Raw genomic sequence first — 25,307 nt, forward strand, 5'->3', positions numbered from 1 at the left:
ATAGCCCACGGTTTCAGCCGTGGGTTTATTGATTTTATACTATTCATTTATTCAATAATGAAACCAAGATTAATCATTTTATCGGATTTATGGGGAAAGGAAAAATCTAATTGGGTTTCATTTTATACTGAATTATTAAAGGACAAGTTCGAAATTCAATATTATGACTGCTGTGAATTGGCAGAAATTGACAAAACCGAATATTTCGAAGAAAATCTCCATAATCAGTTTATTAATGGCGGGATAGAAAAAGCAGTTGCGAATCTTTTGAAAGCAGGAAATAATGAAATTGATATTCTGGCCTTTAGTATTGGCGGTACAATTGCATGGAAAGCGGTTTTAAAAGGACTGAATATTAGAAGTTTTTTTGCTGTTTCATCAACACGCCTGCGTTATGAGAATGAAACTCCGAAAGGAAGAATAAAACTCTATTACGGAGAAAATGACAGCAATAAGCCAAAGAGTGATTGGTTTCAAAAAAAATCCATAGCTTTTGAAATCATAAAAAATAAAGAACATGATTTTTATACAGATAAAGATTTCGCGATTGAAATCTGTAATGATTTTTTAAAATAATTTCATACAACTGACTTACAAAAGGATAAAGTTTGTAGTTTCGCAAATATATTTTAAAAATGATTTTTTATATTCAAAAAAATCTGAAATCTAAATTCTAAAATCTGCAATCTTAGATCAACATGCTTTCAAAGAAAACAAAATACGGAATAAAAGCACTGACTTTTCTGGCTAGACGCGAGAATAAAGAGCCTGTTGCCATTGCTGATATTGCTCAAAGCGAGCACATTTCGATAAAATTTCTGGAAAGTATTTTGTTATTGCTTAGAAACTCCGGTTTCCTTGGTGCCAAAAAAGGAAAAGGAGGCGGCTACTACCTGATAAAAGACCCAAAAGACATTAGTATGGCCAAAGTATACCGCATCCTTGAAGGTCCCATTGCCTTGCTTCCTTGTGCAAGTCACAATTTTTATGAAAGATGTGATGATTGTGATGACGAAATAACCTGTGGCGCTCGCCGCTTAATGACTCAGGTTAGGGACAATACACTCAAGGTTCTTGAGAATAACACTCTGGCAGACATTGCATTCTAAATTATAAAATTTATTTAAAATTTATTTTCAATTTAAAAAAAAGTAGTACTTTTGCAAAGTAATCTAGTAACCCGATAGGGTAATGGATTTAAAATAAAAATTAAATCCGCTTTTTCCTTCTTCTTTCGAGAGGGTTGAGGTGAGGAAAACGAAAATAAAAATGAGCACAGAAATAGCAAATGCTTTATTGGAAAAAACGGCTGGTTTCTCGATTGAGGAAACTTTGGCTTTTTTGGCTGATGAGTACAAAGGGAAAGTGATTTTTTCGACTTCATTTGGACAGGAAGACCAAGTTATAACTGCAATGATTGCCAAGAATGAATTGCCAATCAGCATTTTTACACTGGATACTGGAAGATTGTTTCAGGAAACCTATGATGTTTTTCATAGAACGGTAAAAAAATACAAAGTAGCTATTCAAACCTATTTTCCTGAGGCCAGTGCTGTGGAAAATCTGTTGAATACAAAAGGGCCAAACAGCTTCTACGAATCGGTGGAGAATAGAAAAGAATGCTGTTTTATTCGAAAAGTAGCTCCATTGACGAAAGCCTTGAAAGGAAATGAAATTTGGATTACCGGTTTACGTGCTGAACAATCAGAAAACAGAAATGATTTGAAAGCCTTTGAATACGATGCCCATTTCAATATCATAAAATTCAATCCATTGCTGAAATGGAGTTTGGAAGATGTTCAAAAATATATTGATGAAAATAATGTGCCACAGAATGCTTTGCACAAAAAAGGCTTCGTAAGCATTGGCTGTGCGCCTTGTACCAGAGCGATTGCCGAAGGAGAGGACATTAGAGCTGGAAGATGGTCATGGGAATCAAGCCATAAAGAATGCGGATTGCACCAGAAATAAAAGTTTAAAAAGTTTAATCGGTTATTTGTTTAAAGGTTTAATCGGAAAAGTTTAATTGTTGAATATTCAACGATATAACAAATCAGCGATTTAACGATTTAACGAATCAACAATCAACAAATAAAATAATGAGTTCAGTTTTAAAAACAAATGCTTTAGAAAGCGAAGCAATTTACATATTCAGAGAAGTAATTTCTCAATTTGATAAACCGGTTTTGCTTTTTTCAGGCGGTAAAGATTCGATTACATTGGTGCGTTTGGCACAAAAAGCTTTTTTTCCTGCAAAAATTCCTTTCCCGTTATTACACGTGGATACAGGTCATAATTTCCCTGAAACTATTGAATTTAGAGATAAATTGGTAGCCGAATTAGGATTGGAATTAATCGTTCGTAACGTACAGGACGCTATCGATTCAGGGAAAGTTGTTGAAGAGTCTGGAAAATACTCAAGCAGAAACAGTTTGCAGACGACTACACTTTTGGATGCTATCGAAGAATTCAAATTCGATGCTTGTATTGGTGGAGCGCGTCGTGATGAAGAAAAAGCAAGAGCTAAAGAGCGTATATTTTCTGTTCGTGATGATTTTGGTCAATGGGATGAAAAAAACCAGCGTCCAGAATTGTTTGACCTTTTGAACGGAAAAATTGAAAACGGACAAAACGTTCGTGTTTTCCCTATTTCAAACTGGACAGAATTAGATGTTTGGAGTTATATTGAACAAGAGCAGATCGAAATTCCTTCGATTTACTTTTCACATAAACGTAAAGTTTTTTTGAGAGACGGTTTAATTTGGTCACACTCTCCTTTTGTGTACCAGGAAGAAGACGAGCAAGTCGAAGAAAGAATTGTTCGCTTCAGAACCGTTGGAGATATGAGCTGTACAGCTGCTGTTGAATCGTATGCAGCAACAATCTCTGAAGTTGTTGGAGAGATTCGTTCTTCTACCATTTCTGAAAGAGGAGCCAGAATCGACGATAAACGTTCTGAGGCAGCGATGGAAAAAAGAAAACAGCAAGGTTACTTTTAGTTGATAGTTGATGGTTTTTGGTTGATAGTTTCAATTTCGTCAATAACCATCTTTAAAATTCAACAACTAAATCTAATAATTAATTGTTGTTAGGTGATGAACTAACTGGAGCAGTTTAACTCCAACAACCATCAACTAACAACCATCAACTAAATAAAAAGAATGGAAGTTTTAAAAATAGCAACAGCAGGAAGTGTAGATGACGGAAAAAGTACTTTAATCGGGAGATTATTGTATGATACGCAATCATTGACTACAGATAAATTAGAAGCAATAGAAAAAAGCAGTAAACAAAAAGGATACGATTATTTGGATTTTTCGTTAGCAACTGATGGTTTGGTTGCCGAGAGAGAACAAGGAATTACGATTGATGTTGCTCATATTTATTTTTCGACTGCGAAAAAAAGTTACATCATTGCCGATACTCCAGGTCACGTAGAATATACTCGTAATATGGTTACAGGAGCTTCGACTTCGCAAGTGTCTATCATTTTGATTGATGCCCGTAAAGGAGTAATTGAGCAAACGTACCGTCACTTTTTTATCAATAATTTATTGAGAGTAAAAGACGTGATTGTGGCTGTAAACAAAATGGATTTGGTTGATTATTCGGAAGAAGTTTTCAATAAAATCAAAACCGATTTTCAAGCATTAAATGCAAAAAGTGCTTACAAAGAACAAAACGTAAGTTACATTCCATTGAGTGCTTTAACAGGAGATAATGTGGTAGAAACTTTAGGAAAAATGCCTTGGTACACTGGGCAGACTATCCTTCAGCATTTAGAAGGTTTAGAATCAAAAGATATTTATGATAATGGAAAAACACGTTTTCCTGTACAAACCGTAATTCGCCCAAAAACGGAAGAATACCACGATTTTAGAGGATACGCTGGTAAATTATATGGAAATTCTATTAAGGTTGGAGATGCGGTAACGGTTCTTCCTTCTTTGACAGAATCTGTAGTGACAAAAATTCACTTTTTCGACAAACAATTTGATGAAGCAAAGGCAGGTTCTTCGATTACTATCGAATTAGAAAATGATATTAATGTGACCAGAGGCGATATGATTGTAAAATCTAACGAGCTTCCAAAAGTGGAGAAAGATATCGAAACTACTGTCTGCTGGATGGACAGCAAAAAATTAGTAGCTGGCGCTAAATATTATGTACAGCATAATACGAATAGAGTTTTGGCGAAAATTGACAGCGTGAAAAATGTAATCGCAACGGATTATTCTGGTTCAAAAGAAGCTTCTCAATTGTCGATTAACGAAATTGGAGAAGTGAGTATTAAATTGAGTAAAGCTATTTATTTTGATGCTTATACAGATAACAAATCAAATGGAGCTTTTATCTTAATTGATGCAACTACAAATACTACAGCAGGAGTAGGTTTTATTAAATAGTTGATAGTTGATGGTTTTTAGTTGATAGTTATCTGCCAACAACCAAACCAAAAACAACCAACCATAAACTAAAAGAAATGGAAAGTTTTAGAACAGAAATAGAAAACCCGATAGTTCAAAAAGAGATTATCGATTTAGAGAAAAAGATTCATTTATTCCGTGGCGGACAAATTGATGATGAGCGTTTTCGTTCTCTTCGTTTAGCACGTGGAATTTATGGACAGCGTCAGGAAGGCGTGCAAATGATTCGTATCAAATTGCCTTATGGTAAAGTGACCAGCGAACAATTAAGACGTATTACCGATGTATCTGAGGAATATTCTACTGGACGTTTGCACATTACAACGCGTCAGGATATTCAAATTCACTACGTAAGTTTAGACAGAACGCCTGAACTTTGGGCTGATTTGGCCAAAGACGATATCACTTTGCGCGAAGCTTGCGGGAACACTGTTCGTAATATTACAGCAAGTGAATTGGCAGGTGTAGATGTAAACGAACCGTTTGATGTTACACCTTATGCACATGCCATGTTTCAATATTTGTTGAGAAATCCTATCTGTCAGGAAATGGGACGTAAATTCAAAATTTCGTTCTCTTCTTCTGACGAAGATACGGCTTTGAGCTATCTGCACGATTTGGGATTTATTCCAAAACTTAAAGATGGACAAAAAGGTTTTAAAGTAGTTTTTGGTGGAGGTTTAGGTTCACAGCCAGCTCATGCCGAATTGCTTTCAGAATTTATTCCGGTTAACCAAATCATTCCAACAGCAGAGGGAATCATCCGTATTTTTGACAGATACGGTGAACGTGCCAAAAGAATGAAAGCGCGTATGAAATTCTTAATCAAAGAAATGGGAAGAGATGTTTTCCTTGATTTGGTTGCAAAAGAGAAAAAAGCAATCGCTTTTGAAACATACGAAATTGACACTACTGCTTTTGAAGGTGCTATTCCAGAACCATTATTAGAAGTTCCTCAAGTTACAATTGAAGATACACAAGCGTATGAAGCTTGGAAAAAATCAAATGTAATTGCTCAAAAACAAGAGGGTTATTTCGCTATTGGTGTAAAAGTTTTGTTAGGAGATTTTTATATTGATAAAGCAAGATTATTAGCGGATTTAATCAAAAATTACGGAGCTAATGAATTGCGTTTTTCATTAAGACAAAACATTGTAATTCGTAATATAAAAGAAGAGAATTTGCCTTTCTTTTATCAGGAATTAGCCAAATTAGAAATGGTTTCTTTAGGTTACAATACGATTGGTGACATAACGGCTTGTCCAGGTACAGATACTTGTAACTTAGGAATTGCAAGCAGTACAGGAATTGCAGAAGAATTAGAAAAAGTAATCAAAGCCGAATATCCACAATACAGCAACAACAGCGAAATTGAAATCAAAATCAGTGGTTGTATGAACGCTTGTGGACAGCACAATATGTCGGCTATTGGTTTCCAGGGAATGTCAATCAACTCAGGGAAATTGGTAGCGCCAGCGTTGCAGGTTTTATTAGGTGGTGGACGTTTAGGGAACGGAGAAGGACGTTTTGCTGATAAAGTAATCAAAGTGCCAAGCCGTAGAGGCCCAGATGCTTTGCGTGCAATTTTGAATGATTTTGATGCAAACGGAAACGGGCAAAAATTCCTTGATTATTATGATGCCAAAGGAGAGAAATATTTCTATGAAATTTTAAAACCTTTTGCAGATGTAACTAATCTTACCGAAGCTGATTTCGTAGATTGGGGTAATGCTGATAACTACGTAAAAGCGGTTGGAGTTGGAGAATGTGCTGGTGTTGTAATTGATTTAGTAGCGACTTTATTATTAGAAGCGAAAGATAAATTGACTTTTGCACAAGAATCTTTCGAAGAAGGAAAATATTCAGATGCAATCTACCACACTTACGCTGGATTTGTAAATGGTGCAAAAGCATTATTACTTTCTGAAAACGAAAAAACAAATAACCACGCAGGAATCGTTGATTTATTTGATACTGTTTTTGTAGCAACTAATAAAATTGAATTGGCTACTTCTTTCAGAGAATTGGTGTATCAAATCAATGCCGTTGAGCCTTCAGAAGCTTTCGCTAAAAAATACATTCAAGAAGGAATTACCTTTTTTGATACAATTGAAAAATATAGAGCCAAAGATTTAGCTGATGCTTAATACCATTCAACCCAAAGTAACTTTAGTAGGCGCAGGACCTGGTGACCCAGATTTGCTTACGCTAAAAGCTGTAAAAGCACTTGCTAAAGCGAATGTGGTGTTGTATGATGCTTTGGCAAATGACGAAATATTAGCGTATGCTCCGAAAGAATCGATTAAGATTTTTGTTGGAAAAAGAATAGGAAATCACGCCTATACGCAAGACCAAATCAATCAATTGATTGTTGATAATGCGCTTACGTATGGTCATGTGGTGAGATTAAAAGGTGGTGATCCATTTATTTTTGGACGCGGAAGTGAAGAAATAGAATACGTAGAAAGCTTTGGAATTCCTACATTTGTAGTACCCGGAATTTCATCTGTAATTGCAGTTCCTGCGAGTCAGGGAATTTCCATTACGAAAAGAGGTATTTCAGAAAGTTTTTGGGTAATCACGGGCACAACTTCCGATAGAAGTTTGTCTGATGATGTTGCTCTTGCTTCAAAATCATCAGCGACTGTTGTAATTTTGATGGGAATGAGTAAACTATCACAAATTGTTTCATTATTTCAAAAGGAATCCAAAGGAGAAACTCCGATTGCTATTATTCAAAACGGAACTACTCCAGATGAAAAAATAGGAATTGGAACAATTAACACGATTGAAGAAATAGTAGCTCAAAACAAATTAAGTTCACCAGCGATTATCGTTATTGGAGAAGTGGTGAAAGAAAGCAATAAAATAAAAGGTTTTTACGAAGAATTTGTATCCGCTGAAATTAAATTATAATGGAAGAAAGAAATGAATTATATCCAGTGTTTTTAAAATTACACAACATGAATGTGTTGATTGTTGGTGGAGGAAATGTTGGGTTAGAAAAGTTGTCTTTTATGTTGAAATCAAGTCCGAATGCCAATGTTGAGGTAGTAGCGACAAAGTTCTTACCCGAATTGGAAGCATTAGCAGAAAAACATCCTTCAGTTAAATTGACTCAAGCGAAGTTCAAGAAAAAAATGCTCAAGAAACGCCACATGGTTATTGCTTGTACCGATGATTTGAAAGTAAACAAGCGAGTTTATGATTTGTCTCGAAAGCGTTATTTGATTTGTAATATTGCCGATACACCGCCATTATGCGACTATTATTTAGGCGGAATTGTGACCAAAGGAAACGTAAAAATCGCCATTTCGACCAATGGAAAATCGCCAACAACAGCCAAAAGGCTACGGGAGTTTTTCGAAGAAGTAATTCCTGAGGATGTTAATAAAATGGTCGAGAACCTAAACGAATACAGAAAAACGCTAAAAGGAAATTTCGAAGAAAAAGTGAATAGAATGAACGAAATTACCGAAGCGTTAAAAAATAAAAAAGGATAAAAAATAATAAGAAAGGTTTATTTTCATGCATCAGGTTTTAACCCATCATGGAATCAAAGAAATAACTAAATGAAATTCGGTGATAAAAATCACCTACAGAAATTAAAATCATCAGTTCATTTGCAGTTCATTAAATAATAATAAAGGTAAAATTTAAATATAATGGTTAAAACAGACATACTTATAATAGGAGCCGGACCAACAGGTCTATTCGCAGTTTTTGAAGCAGGATTATTAAAATTAAAATGTCATATTCTTGACGCTTTGCCACAACCAGGCGGACAGCTTTCAGAATTATATCCAAAGAAACCTATCTACGATATTCCTGGGTTTCCAGAAGTATTGGCTGGAGATTTAGTTGATGGTTTAATGGAGCAAATTAAGCAGTTCGAACCAGGATTTACCCTTGGTGAACGTGCCGAAACCATTGAAAAACAAGAAGACGGAAGTTTTATCGTTACTTCCAATAAAGGAAAGAAATTCCACGCACCTGTTATTGCCATTGCAGGTGGGTTAGGAAGTTTCGAACCAAGAAAACCGCTTATCGAAGATATCGAGTTTTACGAAGACAAAGGAATTAAATACTTCATCAAGAATCCAGAAAAATTCAGAGACAAAAGAGTGGTGATTTCAGGAGGTGGAGATTCAGCTTTGGACTGGAGTATTTTCTTGGCCAATGTAGCTTCTGAGGTAACTTTGATTCACAGAAGAAACGAATTCCGTGGTGCTTTAGATTCAGTTGAAAAAGTTCAGGAATTAAAAAATGCTGGAAAAATCAGAATGATTACTCCAGGAGAAGTAGTTGGTTTAAACGGAGCTGAGCATTTAGAATCTGTAGATGTAGATATCGATGGTGCCCACATGAACATTCCAACGGATTATTTCATTCCACTTTTTGGTCTTACTCCAAAATTAGGTCCAATCGCTGACTGGGGATTGGAAATCGAAAAAAATGCAATCAAAGTAAACAACGCTTTAGATTATCAAACAAATATCCCTGGAATTTTCGCCATCGGCGACGTAAACACGTACCCAGGAAAACTAAAATTGATTCTTTGTGGATTCCACGAGGCCACTTTAATGTGCCAAGCTGCTTACCAAATTATCAATCCAGGTAAAAAATATGTGATGAAATACACCACCGTTTCCGGAGTTGATGGATTCGACGGAACTCGTAAAGAAGCTCCAAAAGCTGTTGTAAAAGCGATAGTTTAAAAAAGAGTTACTGAGTTACTAAGTTGCTAAGTTACTGAGTTTTTTAGGTTCTAAGATTTTAGCTTAGACTTTGAAATTCAGAAACTCAGCAACTTTTTTTTAACTTAGAATCTTAGGAACTCAGCAACTTAGAAACTTAAAAAAAAAACTTGTAAGTCGCAAGGCTATTTCATAACTTTGCGCCGTTCCTAATTTTATTGAACGTTATCACGAAAGGCGGAGGGAAAAGACCCAATGAAACCTTAGCAACCTCCCGTCCTTACGAGAAAGGTGCTACATTCTACCAAGCATAGCTCGGATAGATAACACAAGATACATCCCCGTATTTTTCAAACCTTTTCCAGATAACATTTTGATAATTTTTTAGAGCGAATGATGGTTGCATTTTTGCCATCAAAGTTCCCGCTGTACACTATATCTTTTATGCTGAACCCCAGCATAAAAGGATGCCGTTTCCATCGGAGCTAAAAGGCTAAGAATTGTGATTTTTTGGGAACCTAATTTTATTGGGTCATCCTGCAAGGTTTTTAGAACCTTGTAGGTATTCTGAGAATTTATATACCTACAAGGTTCTAAAAACCTTGCAGGAAAACAAATTGAGAAGTATAAAACAATAATAAAAAGCTTTGCGCCTTTGCGTCTTTGCGAGAAATAAAACATAAAATGTCAAAAATTCAAGAAGAAATAAAAAAGAGAATTCTCGTGCTAGACGGAGCAATGGGAACCATGCTGCAACGATATAATTTCTCCGAAGAAGATTTTCGAGGCGAACGATTCAAAGACTTCCCACATCCGCTGAAAGGGAACAATGATTTATTATCCCTGACGCAGCCTCAGGCAATCAAAGCCGTTCACGCTGCTTATTTTGAAGCAGGAGCCGATATTGTAGAGACGAATACTTTTTCAGGAACTACCATAGGTATGGCCGATTATCATTTGGAAGATTTGGTATATGAGTTAAACTACGAATCGGCAAGATTGGCCCGTGAAGTAGCCGACGAATTCACCGCCAAAAATCCAGATAAACCTCGTTTTGTTGCTGGTTCAATAGGACCAACAAACCGTACGGCAAGTATGTCTCCCGATGTAAATGACCCAGGATACAGAGCCGTAACTTTTGATGATTTGCGTATTGCTTACAAACAGCAAGTCGAAGCCTTAATGGATGGCGGCAGTGATTTACTTTTGGTAGAAACTATTTTCGATACATTAAATGCCAAAGCTGCGCTTTTCGCCATCGAAGAAGTAAAGGAAGAACGCAATCTAGATATTCCAATCATGGTTTCGGGAACAATTACCGATGCATCAGGAAGAACACTTTCAGGACAAACGGTAGAAGCATTCTTGATTTCGGTTTCGCATGTTCCGTTGTTGAGCGTAGGTTTCAATTGCGCCCTTGGTGCCGATTTATTAAAACCCTATCTGCAGACATTGTCGCAGCATACTTCATTCAACGTTTCAGCACATCCAAACGCAGGATTGCCAAACGCCTTTGGAGAATACGACGAAACGCCAGAGCAGATGCAGGCTTTTATCAAAGAATATTTAGATGATAATTTAGTAAACATCATAGGAGGCTGTTGCGGAACAACGCCAGATCATATTCGTTTAATTGCCGAAGCTGCAAGTGAATATAAGCCGAGGGTTTCTACTGCGGTGATGTAATTCCGGCAGAGACGCAATTTATTGCGTCTAACACAGAAGTAATTCATAACGATAGCTTATCGTCAGTTGCCGACTGACGAATTGGAAATTTCCTAGAGATAAATTATTCATAGGAAGAGAAATAAATTTTGATTGAATTGAAAAAAAGAAATCTTCAAAAGGTTTGAGGATTTTCTTGAAAAAAATAATAGGTTACAATTTGTAATTAATTGAAATAAACAATGAGCCTAGAAAAGCAACCATATAGTGAATTAATTGGTAAAATTGGCGGTTTGTTACAGCAAGGAAGACAACAGGCTTTGCAATCGGTCAATACTATTTTGGTGCAGACTTATTGGTTTATTGGACAACATATTGTAGAGTTTGAACAAAACGGAAATCAAAAGGCGGAATATGGCAGTCAATTGTTTGAACGCCTTTCGAATGATTTAACGTTTGCACATGGCAAAGGTTTTAGCAGATCAAACCTTTTGTATATGCGTAAGTTATACTTGTCTTTTCCAATAAGTGAGACACTGTCTCACTTATTGACTTGGAGTCATTATTTTGAAATTTTGAAAGCCGATTCAGAGTTGGAAATTAGTTTTTACAGCAAACAATGCGAACATGAAAGATGGAGTGTGAGGGAACTAAAACGCCAAATAAAAAGTTCGTTGTTTGAAAGATTGGCTTTAAGCAAAGACAAGGAAGGAGTTTTGAAATTGGCAAAAGAAGGACACATTGTAGAAAATCCTGAAGACCTGATAAAGGATCCTTTTGTATTGGATTTTCTGAATATCCCAGAGCAATATCAATATTTAGAAAATGAACTAGAAGAAAAAATCATTTCCAATCTGCAGCAGTTTATTATGGAAATGGGTAAGGGATTTGCTTTTATTGGCAGACAATATCGAATGAGTATTGGAGGAAAACATTTCTATTTGGATTTACTTTTTTATCATAGAATACTAAAATGTTTTGTTTTGGTAGATTTGAAGCGAGGAGAAATAGATCACCAAGATATTGGTCAAATGAATCTGTATTTGAATTATTTCAAAAAGGAAGAAGCAACAGAAGGAGACAATGAGCCAATAGGAATTGTTTTGGGTGCGCATAAAAACCATATTTTAGTTGAATATGCTACAGATAGTATTACCAATAAAGTCTTGTTGAGCAAGTATCAATCGTATTTGCCTGACAAAAAAACACTTCAAAATCAATTGGATAAATTATTGGAAAATTAAATGTATTGGAGAATACCGCGTGAGGGATAGCAGTGAAAAGCCCACAGTCTCGTCCTTTTTGACGAGACGAGGACTTGAAACGGATAGCCCGACCCTTGTGGTCACGCCCAAAATAGAAATACTTTCAAGGCTTTAGAAACCTTGAAAAAAACATAGAATAAAAACTCAGAATCTAAGCATCTTAGAAACTCAGTAACTCAAAAAAGAAATGAAAGAAAAAAGAAGAAACCTTGTATTGTCGGGATTAGAACCGTTAATCATCACGCCGGAAAGCGTATTTGTGAATGTTGGGGAGCGTACCAATGTGACGGGTTCCAGAAAGTTCCTTCGATTGATCAAGGAGGAAAAATATGAGGAAGCGCTCGATATTGCGAGACAGCAGGTAGAAGGCGGGGCGCAGATTGTCGATATCAATATGGACGAGGGGATGCTTGACGGTGTATATGCGATGACCAAATTCCTGAATCTGATTGCTGCCGAGCCGGATATTTCGCGTGTACCGCTTATGATCGACAGTTCGAAGTGGGAAATCATTGAGGCTGGTTTGAAAGTCGTGCAGGGGAAATGTGTGGTTAACTCGATTTCGTTAAAGGAAGGAGAAGAGGCTTTTATCCATCATGCTCAGTTAATAAAACGCTACGGTGCGGCGGCCATTATTATGGCTTTTGACGAAGTAGGACAAGCTGATAACTTTGAGCGCAGAGTTGAAATCTGCCAGCGTTCGTATGATATTTTGGTAAATAAAGTTGGTTTTCCTCCGCAGGATATCATCTTCGATCTGAACATATTTCCAGTGGCAACTGGTATGGAAGAACACCGTTTGAATGCTTTGGATTTCTTTAGAGGAACCAAATGGGTTCGCGAGCATCTGCCTCACGCGCACATCAGTGGCGGGGTGAGTAACGTTTCGTTTTCGTTTCGAGGGAATGATGTGGTGAGAGAAGCGATGCACTCGGTTTTCCTATATCATGCGATTCAGAACGGAATGACGATGGGAATTGTAAATCCGGAGATGCTGACGATTTATGACGATATTCCAAAAGATTTGCTGGAGTATGTTGAAGATGTAATTTTGGACAGACGTGATGATGCTACAGAACGTTTGCTGGATTTTGCCGACAGTGTAAAAGGAGAGGGAAAAACCAATGAAAAAGCGGTACAGGAGTGGCGTTCAGGAACTTTTCAGGAACGTATCACACACGCTTTAGTAAAAGGGATTGATGAATTTATTGAGGTTGATGTTGAAGAAGCAAGATTGGCAGCCACGAAACCTATCGAAGTAATTGAAATCAACCTGATGACGGGAATGAACGTTGTTGGTGATTTGTTTGGTTCGGGGAAAATGTTTTTACCGCAGGTGGTAAAATCGGCCCGTGTTATGAAAAAAGCGGTGGCTTATTTACTGCCTTTTATTGAAGCTTCAAAACAAGCGGGTGACAAACAAGGTAACGGAAAAATCCTGATGGCAACTGTAAAAGGCGACGTACACGATATTGGTAAAAATATTGTTTCTGTGGTATTGGCTTGTAACAATTATGAGATAGTAGATTTAGGCGTAATGGTGCCTCCCGAAAAAATTGTTGCAGCTGCTATCGAACACAACGTAGATATTATTGGATTGAGCGGACTGATCACGCCGTCGTTGGATGAAATGGTCTATCTCGCAAAAGAATTGGATAAAAGAGATATTACCATTCCAGTGATGATTGGGGGAGCAACGACTTCGCGTGCGCATACAGCTGTGAAAATTGCACCGCAATACAAATCGACTGTGATTCACGTAAATGATGCTTCGAGAGCGGTTACCGTGGCCGGAAATTTATTGGATCATAACCGAAAAATATATGCAAGCGATATTCGTGCCGAATACGATGCGTTTAGAGAAACTTTCCTGAACCGTTCGCGCGACAAGAATTTCCTAACAATCGAACAGGCTCGTAAAAACAAATTACAATTGGATTGGAAACATTTCGAACCTGTTAAGCCAAAAGTGATTGGCGAACAGATTATCGAAGTGGATTTGGATGTACTGGTTCCTTATATTGACTGGACTCCGTTTTTCAGAACTTGGGAATTGTTCGGGAAATACCCTGCGATTTTGACTGATGATGTTGTAGGCGAACAAGCTACTTCTGTTTTTAAAGATGCGCAGGCAATGTTAGAAGTAATTTTGAAAGAAAAGAAATTACAGGCAAAAGGTATTTACGGAATTTTCCCTGCGAATCAAATCAATGATGATGATATTGAGCTGACAGATGAAAACGGAAAGTCATTACAGACATTTTTGACTTTGCGTCAGCAGTCACAAAAAACAAAAGGAGCTCCAAATATCGCATTGGCCGATTTTATTGCTCCAAAAGACAGCGGAAAAGTGGATTATATGGGAGCGTTCTGCGTAACCACTGGTTTTGGTGTTGACGAATGGGCGGCCGAATTCGAAAAAGATCTGGACGATTACAATTCGATTATGGTTAAAGCTTTGGCAGATCGTTTCGCAGAAGCATTCGCCGAATATCTGCACGAAAAAATCCGTAAGGAAATCTGGGGTTATGCATCGGATGAGGTGTTGAGCAAAGAAGCACTTATTGACGAAGATTATAAAGGAATCCGTCCGGCACCGGGTTATCCTGCCTGTCCGGATCACTTGGAAAAACCAACCATTTGGAAACTTTTGAATGTAGAAAAAGAAATAGGAGTAACCTTAACCGAAAGTATGGCAATGTGGCCGGCTTCATCGGTTTCGGGATATTATTTTGGAAATCCTGACAGTAAGTATTTTGGTCTTGGAAAAATAAAAGAAGATCAAGTTATTGATTACGCCAAAAGAAGAAACGTTCCAACGGATTACGCAATGAAATGGCTGAATCCTAATATTGCAGATTAAAAATAGTCATAAAGTCAAAAGTCATAAAGTCTCAAAGGATATGGCTTTCGAAATTCAAACTTTAAGATTAAAAATATCGTTGATTAAAAATATAGTCGTAAAAGGCATAAAGAGAGTGACTTTTGACTTTCGACTTTCAAACTTTAAGACCTAATAATGAAAGTAACAGAACATATAGAAAAAGCCAAAGGAGAAACATTATTTTCTTTCGAAATTATACCGCCTCAAAAAGGGAAAAGCATTCAGGAACTGTATGACAATATCGATCCGCTGATGGAGTTCAAACCGCCATTTATTGATGTAACTACTTCCCGTGAGGAATATATTTACATTGACAAAGGAAATGGTCTGCTGGACAAAAAACTGACCAGAATGCGTCCGGGAACTTTGGGGATTTGCGCTTCTATTAAGCATAAATACCAAGTGGATACCGTGCCACATTTGCTTTGCGGAGGATTTACCAAAGAAGAAACTGAGTATATGCTGGTGGATTGTCATTACTTGGGGATCAACAACGTAATGGCGCTTCGCGGTGATGCAATGAAAGATGAACAGTCTTTTGTGCCAAAAGAGGGAGGAAATAATTTTGCAGTGGATTTAGTTACACAAATCAATCAGCTGAATTGCGGAAAATATCTGCATGATGTTATGGATATCGATAACAAAGCAGATTTTTGCATTGGTGTGGCAGGCTATCCGGAGAAACATTTAGAATCCCCTTCTTTGCAGACTGATTTGAAAAGATTAAAAGAAAAAGTAGATGCAGGTGCCGATTATGTGGTGACACAAATGTTTTTTGACAATTCTAAATATTTCGAATTTGTAAAAAAAGCAAGAGAAATGGGAATTACAGTTCCAATCATTCCAGGAATCAAGCCTATTGCGGTACAAAAACATCTGCAGATTTTACCTCAGATTTTCAGAATAGATTTGCCGGAAGATTTGATAAATGCTGTTGATAATTGTAAAAACAATGCTGAAATCCGTCAAGTAGGAATCGAATGGGCTATTCAGCAGTCTATCGAACTGAAAGCGGCGGGAGTTCCTGTTCTGCATTATTATTCAATGGGGAAATCAGAAAACATCAGACAGATAGCGAGCCAGATTTTTTAAATAAAGGATTATTGTTAATTTCAAATTGAATACCCGATTGGTTATTATTAACCGATCGGGTATTTTTTTAATCTTAAATAAAAGATTAGTAGCCTAACCGCTCGATGAAATAAAAAAAGAACCACATAGACACATAGATTTAATCACTCGTCAAAGAATAGATAGAAATAGCTCTATTTTTCACATAGATTGAATATATGAAACAGTAAAACGTCTATCAAAGTTTTTTTAAACATAAAATGGTTAAAAATAATTTTATCCAACGAGTTAACCCAACTTCCATTAAAATTTAAAAAGGTATTAAGAGAGTTATCGAAATAATTAGGATGCACGGCATTCACATTTAAAAAAAGATAAACACGAATTTCACCAATTAACACTAATTCTTATCAAAATTGAAATCAAATTTTACAACTTTTACAGTTTCGAATATTTTGTGTAATTAAACAGCGATCTTAATTCGTGCAAATTAGTGTAATTCGTGTTAGAAACTTTTAAAAGCGAATGCCGTGATTAGGATGCGGTAAATTATAAATGTTTTGTAGTATATTTAGGAGTTGTTATTTTTTAAAAAGTCTTGAATGAAAACAATGCTGAAACTATATATCTGTTTATTTTTTTTAACTATTTGCTGTAAAGGTTCTGCTCAGGAAAATGGTTTGAAAATTTTTCTATGGGAAAATGGTGCTCCGGGTTTTGAAAATCGTAAAAATGAGCCAGAACAAGCCAAAGACTGGTGGGTAAGAAACATTCATAATCCATCGATAACGGCTTATTTTCCAGAAAAACCAAATGGTATGGCTGTTCTCATTTGCCCAGGTGGAGGTCATGAAAATTTGGTTTTTAACTCCGAAGGGAAAGATGCAGCGGCGTATTTTACTAGTATTGGCGTAACTGCTTTTGTCCTTAAATACCGTTTAGCAAGAGAAGCTGGATCTCCTTATAAATTGGAAATTCATGTCAAGCAGGATGTAGAAAGAGCGATGCGTTTGATAAGAAGCAAAGCGGTCGAATTTAAAATTGATCCAAACAGAATAGGCGTAATGGGATTTTCTGCCGGAGGAGAAGTAGCAGCCATGGTCGCTTATAATTCTAAAAATACATTAGAAAATGGTTCAGACGCTGTCGATAAACAAGATGCACAGCCTAATTTTCAAATATTGATATATCCCGGTCCATTATTTATTCCTAAAGAAATCAAGTCCGATGCTCCTCCTGCATTTTTATGTGCAGCAAATGATGATCTCTGCTGTTCTTCGCCTATTGTAGAACTGCTGAATGGGTACCGCAAAGCAAATGTTTCAGTAGAAATGCATTTGTATTCCAAAGGCGGACATGCTTTTAATATGGGCAAAAGAGCGAAAACCAATGCGTTGAAAACATGGCCGCAGCGATTAACAGATTGGTTTGAGGATAATAATTATTTTTTGAAGCAGTAAATAATTGGATATATAAGTCCTGCTCTTCCCTAAATCTTTCCTTATTAAAAAAGACAAAGGCAATTGATGGCCAGCTAGGAGCAGAGAATAGTTTTTTAGCTGTTATTAATAATTTAAGAACTGCTAAATGACTAATTTTGGAGCGTCACATTAAAATACTATATTTGATTTTATTATCATAGATTTTTCCCCAATGAAACCTATTTACTATACTTTTTTAGCGGCAGTAATTACAATAACGTCTTGTAAAAACAATGATGAAGAAAAGGATAAGTCTATTCCAAAAGTAATCACGCCATTTACGCAGCAAACAGCTGTTACTGCACAGACTAGTCAGCAGACTGCTCCGCAACAGCATAATTTATTTCACGAAAATAACGCTGTTGGGACTCCATCAGTCGCAGCAGGTGTAAATCCGGCACACGGACAGCCAAATCACCGTTGCGATATTCCAGTGGGAGCTCCATTGAATTCTCCAGTTAACGGGACAGCTGCTCCGCAGACCAATCAGGTGCCGATGCAGCCACAAGTTCAGACTATAACACAATCTGTCGTAAAAACGCCAAGAGGAATGAATCCGCCTCACGGACAGCCAAATCACCGCTGTGATATTCCAGTAGGGGCACCATTAAACTCAAAACCTGCTGCAACGGCATCAACAGCTGTAACACCAGCACCAGCCTCCGGTGTAGTAAGTAAAAATATTACTGTTCAGCCTCCAGTTCCAGAATTATTATCCACAAGTTCCACAAATGTTGAAACTGCAGACGGAATGAATCCACCACATGGAAAACCAGGACACCGCTGTGATATTGCTGTTGGAGCACCTTTACCCAAAAGTTAGTTTTTGGAGAATATTTCAATGAAAAGAGTCATGCAGATTTATTGGTTTCAAATGTAGGCTAGAACCTGTAATTTCACTGTATTTTCTTTTTAGGTTTTAAAAAGACTGTCACAAATTGCTAATTGTGCAATTTGTGGCAAATAAATAAGCCCAACAGCCTTACAAACTTTAAGTCTGCTAACCAAACTGTTGATATCAAGTCCATACGCAGTTTATTTTTTAATAGATAAGTATTTAATTTCTATCGATTAATAGTACTGACTGGTATAAGATTTTTGAAAATATATTTCTTATAAGGTAGTTTTACTTTATTAAACTACTCTGTTTTGAATTTCAAATACCTTATTACACTGCTGATTAGCGTTTTTTTATTCCCTCAATTGCATGCTCAGTTATGTACAGGCAGTTTGGGTGACCCTGTTGTTAAATTAGATTTTGGTTCAGGAACGTCGATTCACGGAAGTGCATTAGGGACAGGGATTACGAGTTATACTTATACTACAGCAAATTTTCCAAGCGATGGTTCCTATACCGTCGAAAGTACTACAAATACGCCCGGAACTTGGTGGACAACCACAGATCATACAGGCGGAGGGTACATGATGGTGGTTAATGCCAGTTTTTCGACTACTGATTATTTTTATAAAAATACGGTTTCGGGTTTGTGCGCAGGCACTACTTATGAGTTTGCCGCCTGGATTATGAATCTTTTGAGAAGCCAGGATAATAGTCCGCCTAATATCACTTTTACAATTGAATCAGCTGACGGAACAATTTTAGGTACATATAATACAGGTAATATTGGGCTGTCAAGCAGTGCTGTATGGAAACAATACGGATTTTTTTTTACGACTCCTTCGGGTGTTGATACTGTTGTGATCCGAATGCGGAATAACAAAGCGGGTGCTGCTCCGGGGAATGATATTGCTTTGGATGATATTACTTTCAGAGCCTGCGGGCCTACTGTAACTTCGGAAATTGTTGATCAGTCGGTAACTAATTTAGATGTATGTGAGGGTGAATCAAAATCGATAACACTTAGTGGTTCTGTCTCATCTTCTGCTTATACAACGGTTGGTTATCAATGGCAGAACAGTACTGACGGAGGAATAACATGGGCTGATATTCCGGGAGCAAATAATGCTGCTTATACTTTTGTCTCAGGTGCTGTGGGTACTTATAAATACCGGTTGGCAACTGCAGACAGTTCGAATATCAGCTCGACTAACTGCCGTGTTTTTTCTAACGAAATAACGATTAATGTAAAATCAGGACCGATATCGCCCACTGTAGAAACAATACAGCCCAATTGTGATGTGCCTTCGGGAACGATTACTGTAACAGCACCAGCAGGACTTTTGTATAGTGTGGATGGTGTAAATTATCAGTCATCGATGACTTTTTCAGGTTTGGCTGGCGGTGATTATAAGGTTACTGCAAAAAGTTCCAGCTGTGTTTCGAGTCCCGTTGCGGCTCATATTAATTTGAAAGCTGTTTCTAGTGCTGTCCCTGCGATAGATATTATTCAGCCTGTAATTTGTAACAACCCTTTTGGTACGATCACAGTTACCAGTTTGGATGCTGAGTATAGTTTTGATGATGGATTAACTTGGCAGACCAGTAATGTAAAGACAGGATTTCTTCCTGGCGAATATTTGGTCAAAACTCGAAATAGCAGTTTATGTGAAAAAACGGCAATCACCGCCACGATTCTTGTTCCGCCAGGATATCCGCCAACACCGACAGTGAGCGTTACACAGCCAGATTGCAGTACATCAACAGGAACTATAATTGTTTCAGATAATGCAGCTTCATATAGTTTTGACGGAGGACAGAACTGGACTGCAAGCCCTAGTAAAACGGGTTTAGTCCCAAATATTTATCCAGTTTTGATAAAAAACACAATTGGATGTATTTCGCTAGTGGCAAATGAAGTCGAAATCAAAGCTTTTGTAAATACCGAACCGCTTCCAACAGCAGCTACACAGACTTTTTGTGTACAGCAAAATGCAGCTATTGGCGACATTGCTATATCCGGAACAAATGTTAAATGGTACGATGCTGTTACCAATGGAAATTTGCTGGCTGGTACAACAATACTGCAGAGTAAAACATATTATGCATCTCAGACAATAACGACATGCGAAAGCTTACGTCTTCCTGTAGTAGTGAACATTCAAAAAACTCCAGTTCCAGCGGGAGATTCAGTGCAGAATTTTTGTATCACACAAAAACCATCAATTGCTAATTTAGCAGTTATGGGCTCATCAATAATCTGGTATGATCAGGCAGCAGGCGGAACAGTTCTGCCAGTTACTACAAATTTAGTAAATGGAGTAACCTATTATGCAAGCCAAACGGTTAACGGCTGTGAAAGCATCAGCAGGCTGGCAGTTTCGGCATCGATAGTTGTTCCAAGTCTGGCTGTAAATGATACTGCAGATTTTATTTGTGATAGCGCAGGCGACAGTTCGGAACAAGTAGACTTAATGGTTTATAATTCAAAAATAGCTTCTTGCAGCAGCTGTACTTTTACGTATTTTACATCATTGTCCGGAGCAGAAAATCAATCTGCAGCCGATCAGATTACTGCTTCTGCAAATTATAATCTGGCATCTGGGACTTCAATAGTGTATGTCCGAATTGATTCTAATGATAAATGTTATCAAATTGGCAGGCTGACTCTGACACTCGTGAATGAGCCAGTTATTTCAATACCCGACAGTATTCCTGTCTGCGAAAATTATGATATTACTATAAATGCAGGTACTGGTTTTGACAGTTATTTGTGGTCAACTTTGGAAACTACTCCTTCTATAAAGATTTCAAATGCGGGAGCTTATTCGGTGACAGTAACTCAGAATCATGGGAATACAGTTTGTTCCGCAGTTAAGAATTTTATGGTAGTGTTATCTAATGTGGCTGTAGTAACTACCGAAACCCAAGATTGGACAGATACCGAAAATGTTATTGCTGTGTATGTTTCCAGTTCAAGCGTAGGGAACTACGAATATTCGCTGGACGGAATTACGTATCAGGACAGTAATACTTTTTCGGGATTATTAAGCGGAGATTATATGGTTTATGTCCGAGACAAAAATGGATGCGGCATAACCAGTCAGGAAGTTTATATTTTGAATTATCCAAAATTTTTCACGCCTAATGGAGATGGATATAATGACAGCTGGGCAATACGGTTTTCAGCATCTGAGCCCAAACTCATGGTCAAAATATTTGACAGATATGGTAAATTTATTAAAGAACTAAATGCTGCTTCCGCTTGGGACGGTACATATAATGGGCACGAACTGCCTTCTACTGATTATTGGTTTGTTGTAACGAGAGCTAATGGAAAGGTATATAAGGGGCATTTTGCCATGAAAAGATAATTCTGTAAGTTAAGTTGTGTGATTTTGTTATATTAGCGGATTGAATTTATAACTAAAAATTAAAATGAATCCGGCCTTACAGAAAGATTTACAAGATATTGAGAATATCCTTGAACAGGTAAAACAGCATGGAATTGATTTTTTGAATTCTATTGATACTGTTCCAGCTTCCACCCAAAATACTATTGATACGACTGGTAATTTAAATGATTCCGGAATTGGATCATTGGCTGCACTGGAAGTATTCAAAAAGCGTTTAGCTCCCTTGATGGTTTCGCAGGCAGGACCTCGGTATTGGGGTTTTGTTACTGGAGGGGCAACTCCAGCTTCGATTGCGGGTGATTGGTTAACGACTATTTACGATCCAAATGCACAGGCGGTAAAAGCTCAGGGAGGTGTTTCGGCTTTGGTAGAATTTGAAACTATTAATTTTTTGCTGCAGTTATTGGGGCTGCCAAAATCATTTTTGGGCGGATTTGTAACTGGCGCTACAATGTCAAATTTCACTTCTTTGGCGGTAGCCCGACAATGGCTTGGAAAGCAATTAGGGCATGATTTTGCAAAAGAAGGGGTTACAGTTCCTCTAAATATTCTTACCGCTACACCGCATTCTTCTTCGATAAAATGTTTGGCCATGCTGGGAATCGGAAGCCAGAATTTCACCAAAATAAAAACAATTGAAGGCAATCGGGAAGCCATTGATGTTTCTGATTTAGAACAGAATATAAAAAACTTAAAAGGGCAGCCTTTTATTCTAATATCAAGTGCAGCAACAGTAAATACAGCCGATTTTGATGATTTCACTGCGATTTCAAAACTCAAAGAGGAATATAATTTTTGGTGGCATATAGATGCTGCTTTTGGCGGTTTTGCTGCCTGTTCTCCCAAGTATCAGCACTTGGTATACGGCTGGGAAAATGCAGACAGCATCACGATCGATTGTCATAAATGGCTGAATGTTCCTTACGAAAGTGCTTTTTATCTGATAAAAGAGCAGCATAAAAACCTTCAGGTAGAAACGTTTCAAAACTCAAATGCACCTTATTTGGGTGATCCTTTGGAGAATTTCAATTACCTGAATTTCCTTCCTGAGAATTCCCGACGTTTAAAAGCGCTGCCGGTTTGGTTTTCGCTTGTAGCGTATGGAAAACAGGGATTTCAGGATATAGTAGAAAACAGTATCGAGATGGCACAACAGTTTGATGCTTTCATATCACAAAGTCAAAATTTCGAATTATTGGCACCAACCCGTCTGAATAATGTTTGTTTTTCTTTGGCGGGAGACCACAATCAGGAAAAAGTAAATTTGTTTTTAACGCATCTTAATGATAAAGGCAAAGTATTTATGACGCCTACAGTTTATCAGAATAGAAAAGGAATCCGCGCTTCGTTTGTGAATTGGAGAACGACAGAGTTAGATGTGAAGATTGCAATTGAGTCTTTAAAAGAAACAATTTTGGAGATGGATTTCAGTAGATAAAAATTAAATTAATTTCTAGCGGCTAAAAAGACAAGCTTGTATAAAAAAGTAAATTAGCTTGTCTTTTTATTTGTAAACTGAGGATTAAAATCGACAACAATTATTTAGTAATCTCTCTAAATACAGCTTCTAGATTTTTATTTTTTTGGTTCAATTGTAAAGTCTTCAATCCATTATCATAAGCGAAATCAAAAACGGTCGGGCGCATGTCTTTTTCAGAAACAAAAGTCAGTTCCCAAGAAAACCCATGAGTGTTTTTGAAAGATTTTAAATGCGGAATCTCAGCAATAAGATCTTCTTCTGCTTTCTTGTCAAATTCAACTTCGATTACTTGTTCTTTATCGGCAGAGATTAAATTTTCCAGTTTTTTATCGGCAGCAATTTGTCCTTTGTCAATAATAATTACGCGGTCGCAGATCGCTTCCACTTCCTGCATAATATGTGTCGAAAGGAAAACCGTTTTGTCTTTGCCAACGTTTTTAATTACGTTTCTGATTTCGGCCAATTGATTTGGATCCAGTCCCGTAGTAGGTTCGTCCAGAATCAAAACATCGGGATTATGCAGTAAGGCATTGGCCAGTCCCACACGCTGACGGTAACCTTTGGATAATTGTCCTATTTTTTTATGGCTTTCGTTTTGTAAACCTGTAAGCTGAATCACTTCTTCAATTCTTGATTTTTCTACCTTATATACATCAGCATTGAAAGCCAGATATTCTCTCACATACAAATCCAGATACAGCGGATTATGTTCCGGCAGATAGCCAATAGAAAGCTGTACTGATTTTTCATCAGTGTTTACATCAAATCCGTTCACGAGTGCTACACCAGAATCAGCATTGATATAAGTCGTCAAAATTTTCATCAAAGTTGATTTACCGGCACCATTTGGCCCCAGAAAACCAACAATTTCTCCTTTTTTTACAGAAAAAGAAATATTGTCCAATGCTTTTTGAGCACCGTAACTTTTCGAAATGTTTTTTACTTCTATTGACATAAAATTTTATTTACTGCAAAAGTAATTAGAAAATAGATAGTTCTCTATGAATCGGAAAAATTTATGCTAATTGACAGCTAACATACCTATTCAATACAGCTTACACAGATGTTAATTGTGTGAAAATTAGTAAATACTGGCACAGTTCTTGTTAAGAGATTACTAATTTTTAACAAACAAAATAAATAAATTATGAAAAAAATGCTACTTGTTATTGCTTTAGCTGTGGTAAGCTTTGCAAATGCTCAAAAAGGTACTTACTTTGTATCTGGAAATGTGAGCTTTTGGTCTAGTAAAGATTCTAATAATTCAAGTGAAAGTAAGACTGATAGATTCGGTTTTTCTCCGAGAATAGGATATCAGTTCAAGGATAATTGGACTGTCGGGATTGAATCTGGATTTTCATCTGATAAAAATGTATATACTTATCAAGAAAATGCAATGAATAATCAAGAAAGAATAAGTAAAAACTACTCAGTTGGAGCTTTTGTCAGATATTCAAAATCACTTAGTCAAATGTTTTTGCTGTATGCTGATTTAGGCGCAGGTTACAAGAACAGTAAAGAAACTAACACTAATTCTTTTTCTAATCCAGTTACTTTTACAAATACGTTTGATGGCGTTTATGCAGGTTTTGCACCCGGTTTATTTTTAAATATTAAAAACAATTTTGGATTAAATTTTGGTATTGGCGGATTAACATATTCAAACACAAAGAGTGATCAAAATAATGGAAAGAACAGTAATTTTTATTTCAATTTTGGACAGTCATTTAATATAGGACTTTCAAAAAATTTCTAGTCTATCTTATTTTAAAAAAGCATCCGTTTTTGCGGATGCTTTTTATTGGTCTCAAATAGAGTTTAAAACTATGCACTTTCAGTGCATCTTGCTTTAGCTTCTAAAAAAGTTTTTGCCACAGATTTCAAGAAAGTGGTGTGACTTTGACAAAGAGTTGCTAACTTGTGTAAGCGTGTGAAGCCTATTTGTAAAATGGTGAATCTATCCCCTCACAGATTTTGGTAGAAATGTAAAAAGGCCTCTGGTAGGAGGCCCTTTGAGACAATTAATGATGAAACATTTTGTTATCTCGTATAGAATAATTTTAGCAAAGATATTACATTTCCT

General features: G+C 36.9%; 19 protein-coding genes and 1 riboswitch. Of the genes, 18 read left to right on the forward strand and 1 reads right to left on the reverse strand.

Annotated features, from left to right (window positions below; genetic code table 11):
- The first annotated feature begins 57 nt into the window (after positions 1-57).
- From OZP07_RS02525 to OZP07_RS02605, 17 genes are all read left to right on the forward strand, one after another.
- Entirely contained in the window at positions 58-576 is a 519-nt protein-coding gene (locus tag OZP07_RS02525) for an alpha/beta hydrolase (protein WP_281637164.1), read from the forward strand.
- A gap of 122 nt (positions 577-698) precedes the next feature.
- Positions 699-1,109, forward strand: a complete 411-nt coding sequence (locus OZP07_RS02530) for an RrF2 family transcriptional regulator (RefSeq protein WP_194641159.1) — start codon at positions 699-701, stop codon at positions 1,107-1,109.
- A gap of 160 nt (positions 1,110-1,269) precedes the next feature.
- Positions 1,270-1,971, forward strand: a complete 702-nt coding sequence (locus OZP07_RS02535; RefSeq protein ID WP_281637165.1) for a phosphoadenylyl-sulfate reductase — start codon at positions 1,270-1,272, stop codon at positions 1,969-1,971.
- 128 nt (positions 1,972-2,099) lie between these two features.
- The gene (gene cysD, locus OZP07_RS02540) at positions 2,100-2,999 is read left to right on the forward strand and encodes a sulfate adenylyltransferase subunit CysD (protein WP_281637166.1); all 900 of its coding nucleotides are present in this window, start codon (positions 2,100-2,102) and stop codon (positions 2,997-2,999) included.
- A gap of 162 nt (positions 3,000-3,161) precedes the next feature.
- On the forward strand, positions 3,162-4,406 hold the full coding sequence (locus OZP07_RS02545; protein ID WP_281637167.1) for a sulfate adenylyltransferase subunit 1: 1,245 nt from the start codon (positions 3,162-3,164) through the stop codon (positions 4,404-4,406).
- A 77-nt stretch (positions 4,407-4,483) separates the two neighbouring features.
- Entirely contained in the window at positions 4,484-6,574 is a 2,091-nt protein-coding gene (locus OZP07_RS02550; protein WP_281637168.1) for a HEPN domain-containing protein, read from the forward strand.
- Positions 6,567-7,343 (forward strand): uroporphyrinogen-III C-methyltransferase, encoded by a 777-nt coding sequence (gene cobA / locus OZP07_RS02555; protein ID WP_281637169.1) that lies wholly within the window; start codon positions 6,567-6,569, stop codon positions 7,341-7,343. Before OZP07_RS02550 ends, cobA begins: the two co-directional genes overlap by 8 nt.
- Positions 7,343-7,930, forward strand: a complete 588-nt coding sequence (locus OZP07_RS02560; RefSeq protein WP_281637170.1) for a precorrin-2 dehydrogenase/sirohydrochlorin ferrochelatase family protein — start codon at positions 7,343-7,345, stop codon at positions 7,928-7,930. Before cobA ends, OZP07_RS02560 begins: the two co-directional genes overlap by 1 nt.
- Before the next feature lie 162 nt (positions 7,931-8,092).
- On the forward strand, positions 8,093-9,145 hold the full coding sequence (locus OZP07_RS02565; protein WP_281637171.1) for an NAD(P)/FAD-dependent oxidoreductase: 1,053 nt from the start codon (positions 8,093-8,095) through the stop codon (positions 9,143-9,145).
- Positions 9,146-9,346: 201 nt separating this feature from the next.
- A riboswitch (SAM riboswitch) is annotated at positions 9,347-9,454 on the forward strand.
- Positions 9,455-9,808: 354 nt separating this feature from the next.
- Positions 9,809-10,810, forward strand: coding sequence for a homocysteine S-methyltransferase family protein (locus tag OZP07_RS02570; RefSeq protein ID WP_281637172.1), 1,002 nt, complete (start codon positions 9,809-9,811; stop codon positions 10,808-10,810).
- A 221-nt stretch (positions 10,811-11,031) separates the two neighbouring features.
- Positions 11,032-12,033 carry a PDDEXK nuclease domain-containing protein gene (locus OZP07_RS02575; protein ID WP_281637173.1) on the forward strand — a complete coding sequence of 334 codons (1,002 nt, stop codon included), beginning with the start codon at positions 11,032-11,034 and terminating at the stop codon, positions 12,031-12,033.
- Between the two features lie 208 nt (positions 12,034-12,241).
- Positions 12,242-14,917, forward strand: a complete 2,676-nt coding sequence (gene metH / locus OZP07_RS02580; protein ID WP_281637174.1) for a methionine synthase — start codon at positions 12,242-12,244, stop codon at positions 14,915-14,917.
- Positions 14,918-15,073: 156 nt separating this feature from the next.
- The gene (gene metF / locus OZP07_RS02585; protein WP_194641149.1) at positions 15,074-16,030 is read left to right on the forward strand and encodes a methylenetetrahydrofolate reductase [NAD(P)H]; all 957 of its coding nucleotides are present in this window, start codon (positions 15,074-15,076) and stop codon (positions 16,028-16,030) included.
- Positions 16,031-16,611: 581 nt separating this feature from the next.
- Positions 16,612-17,469, forward strand: a complete 858-nt coding sequence (locus OZP07_RS02590) for an alpha/beta hydrolase (protein WP_281637175.1) — start codon at positions 16,612-16,614, stop codon at positions 17,467-17,469.
- Between the two features lie 193 nt (positions 17,470-17,662).
- Positions 17,663-18,313: a hypothetical protein gene (locus OZP07_RS02595; protein ID WP_281637176.1), complete on the forward strand. Its 651-nt coding sequence runs from the start codon at positions 17,663-17,665 to the stop codon at positions 18,311-18,313.
- 326 nt (positions 18,314-18,639) lie between these two features.
- The gene (locus OZP07_RS02600; RefSeq protein ID WP_281637177.1) at positions 18,640-21,702 is read left to right on the forward strand and encodes a T9SS type B sorting domain-containing protein; all 3,063 of its coding nucleotides are present in this window, start codon (positions 18,640-18,642) and stop codon (positions 21,700-21,702) included.
- 64 nt (positions 21,703-21,766) lie between these two features.
- Positions 21,767-23,182: a pyridoxal phosphate-dependent decarboxylase family protein gene (locus OZP07_RS02605; protein ID WP_281637178.1), complete on the forward strand. Its 1,416-nt coding sequence runs from the start codon at positions 21,767-21,769 to the stop codon at positions 23,180-23,182.
- 100 nt (positions 23,183-23,282) lie between these two features.
- Here the strand turns inward: OZP07_RS02605 and gldA are convergent, their stop codons facing one another.
- The gene (gldA, locus tag OZP07_RS02610; protein WP_281637179.1) at positions 23,283-24,179 is read right to left on the reverse strand and encodes a gliding motility-associated ABC transporter ATP-binding subunit GldA; all 897 of its coding nucleotides are present in this window, start codon (positions 24,177-24,179) and stop codon (positions 23,283-23,285) included.
- A gap of 192 nt (positions 24,180-24,371) precedes the next feature.
- On the opposite strand from gldA, the gene OZP07_RS02615 reads away from it, so the two are divergent.
- Entirely contained in the window at positions 24,372-24,980 is a 609-nt protein-coding gene (locus OZP07_RS02615) for an outer membrane beta-barrel protein (RefSeq protein WP_281637180.1), read from the forward strand.
- Positions 24,981-25,307: the final 327 nt, after the last annotated feature.

This window comes from Flavobacterium marginilacus (assembly GCF_026870155.1).
GTDB classification, from domain to species: Bacteria; Bacteroidota; Bacteroidia; order Flavobacteriales; family Flavobacteriaceae; genus Flavobacterium; species Flavobacterium marginilacus.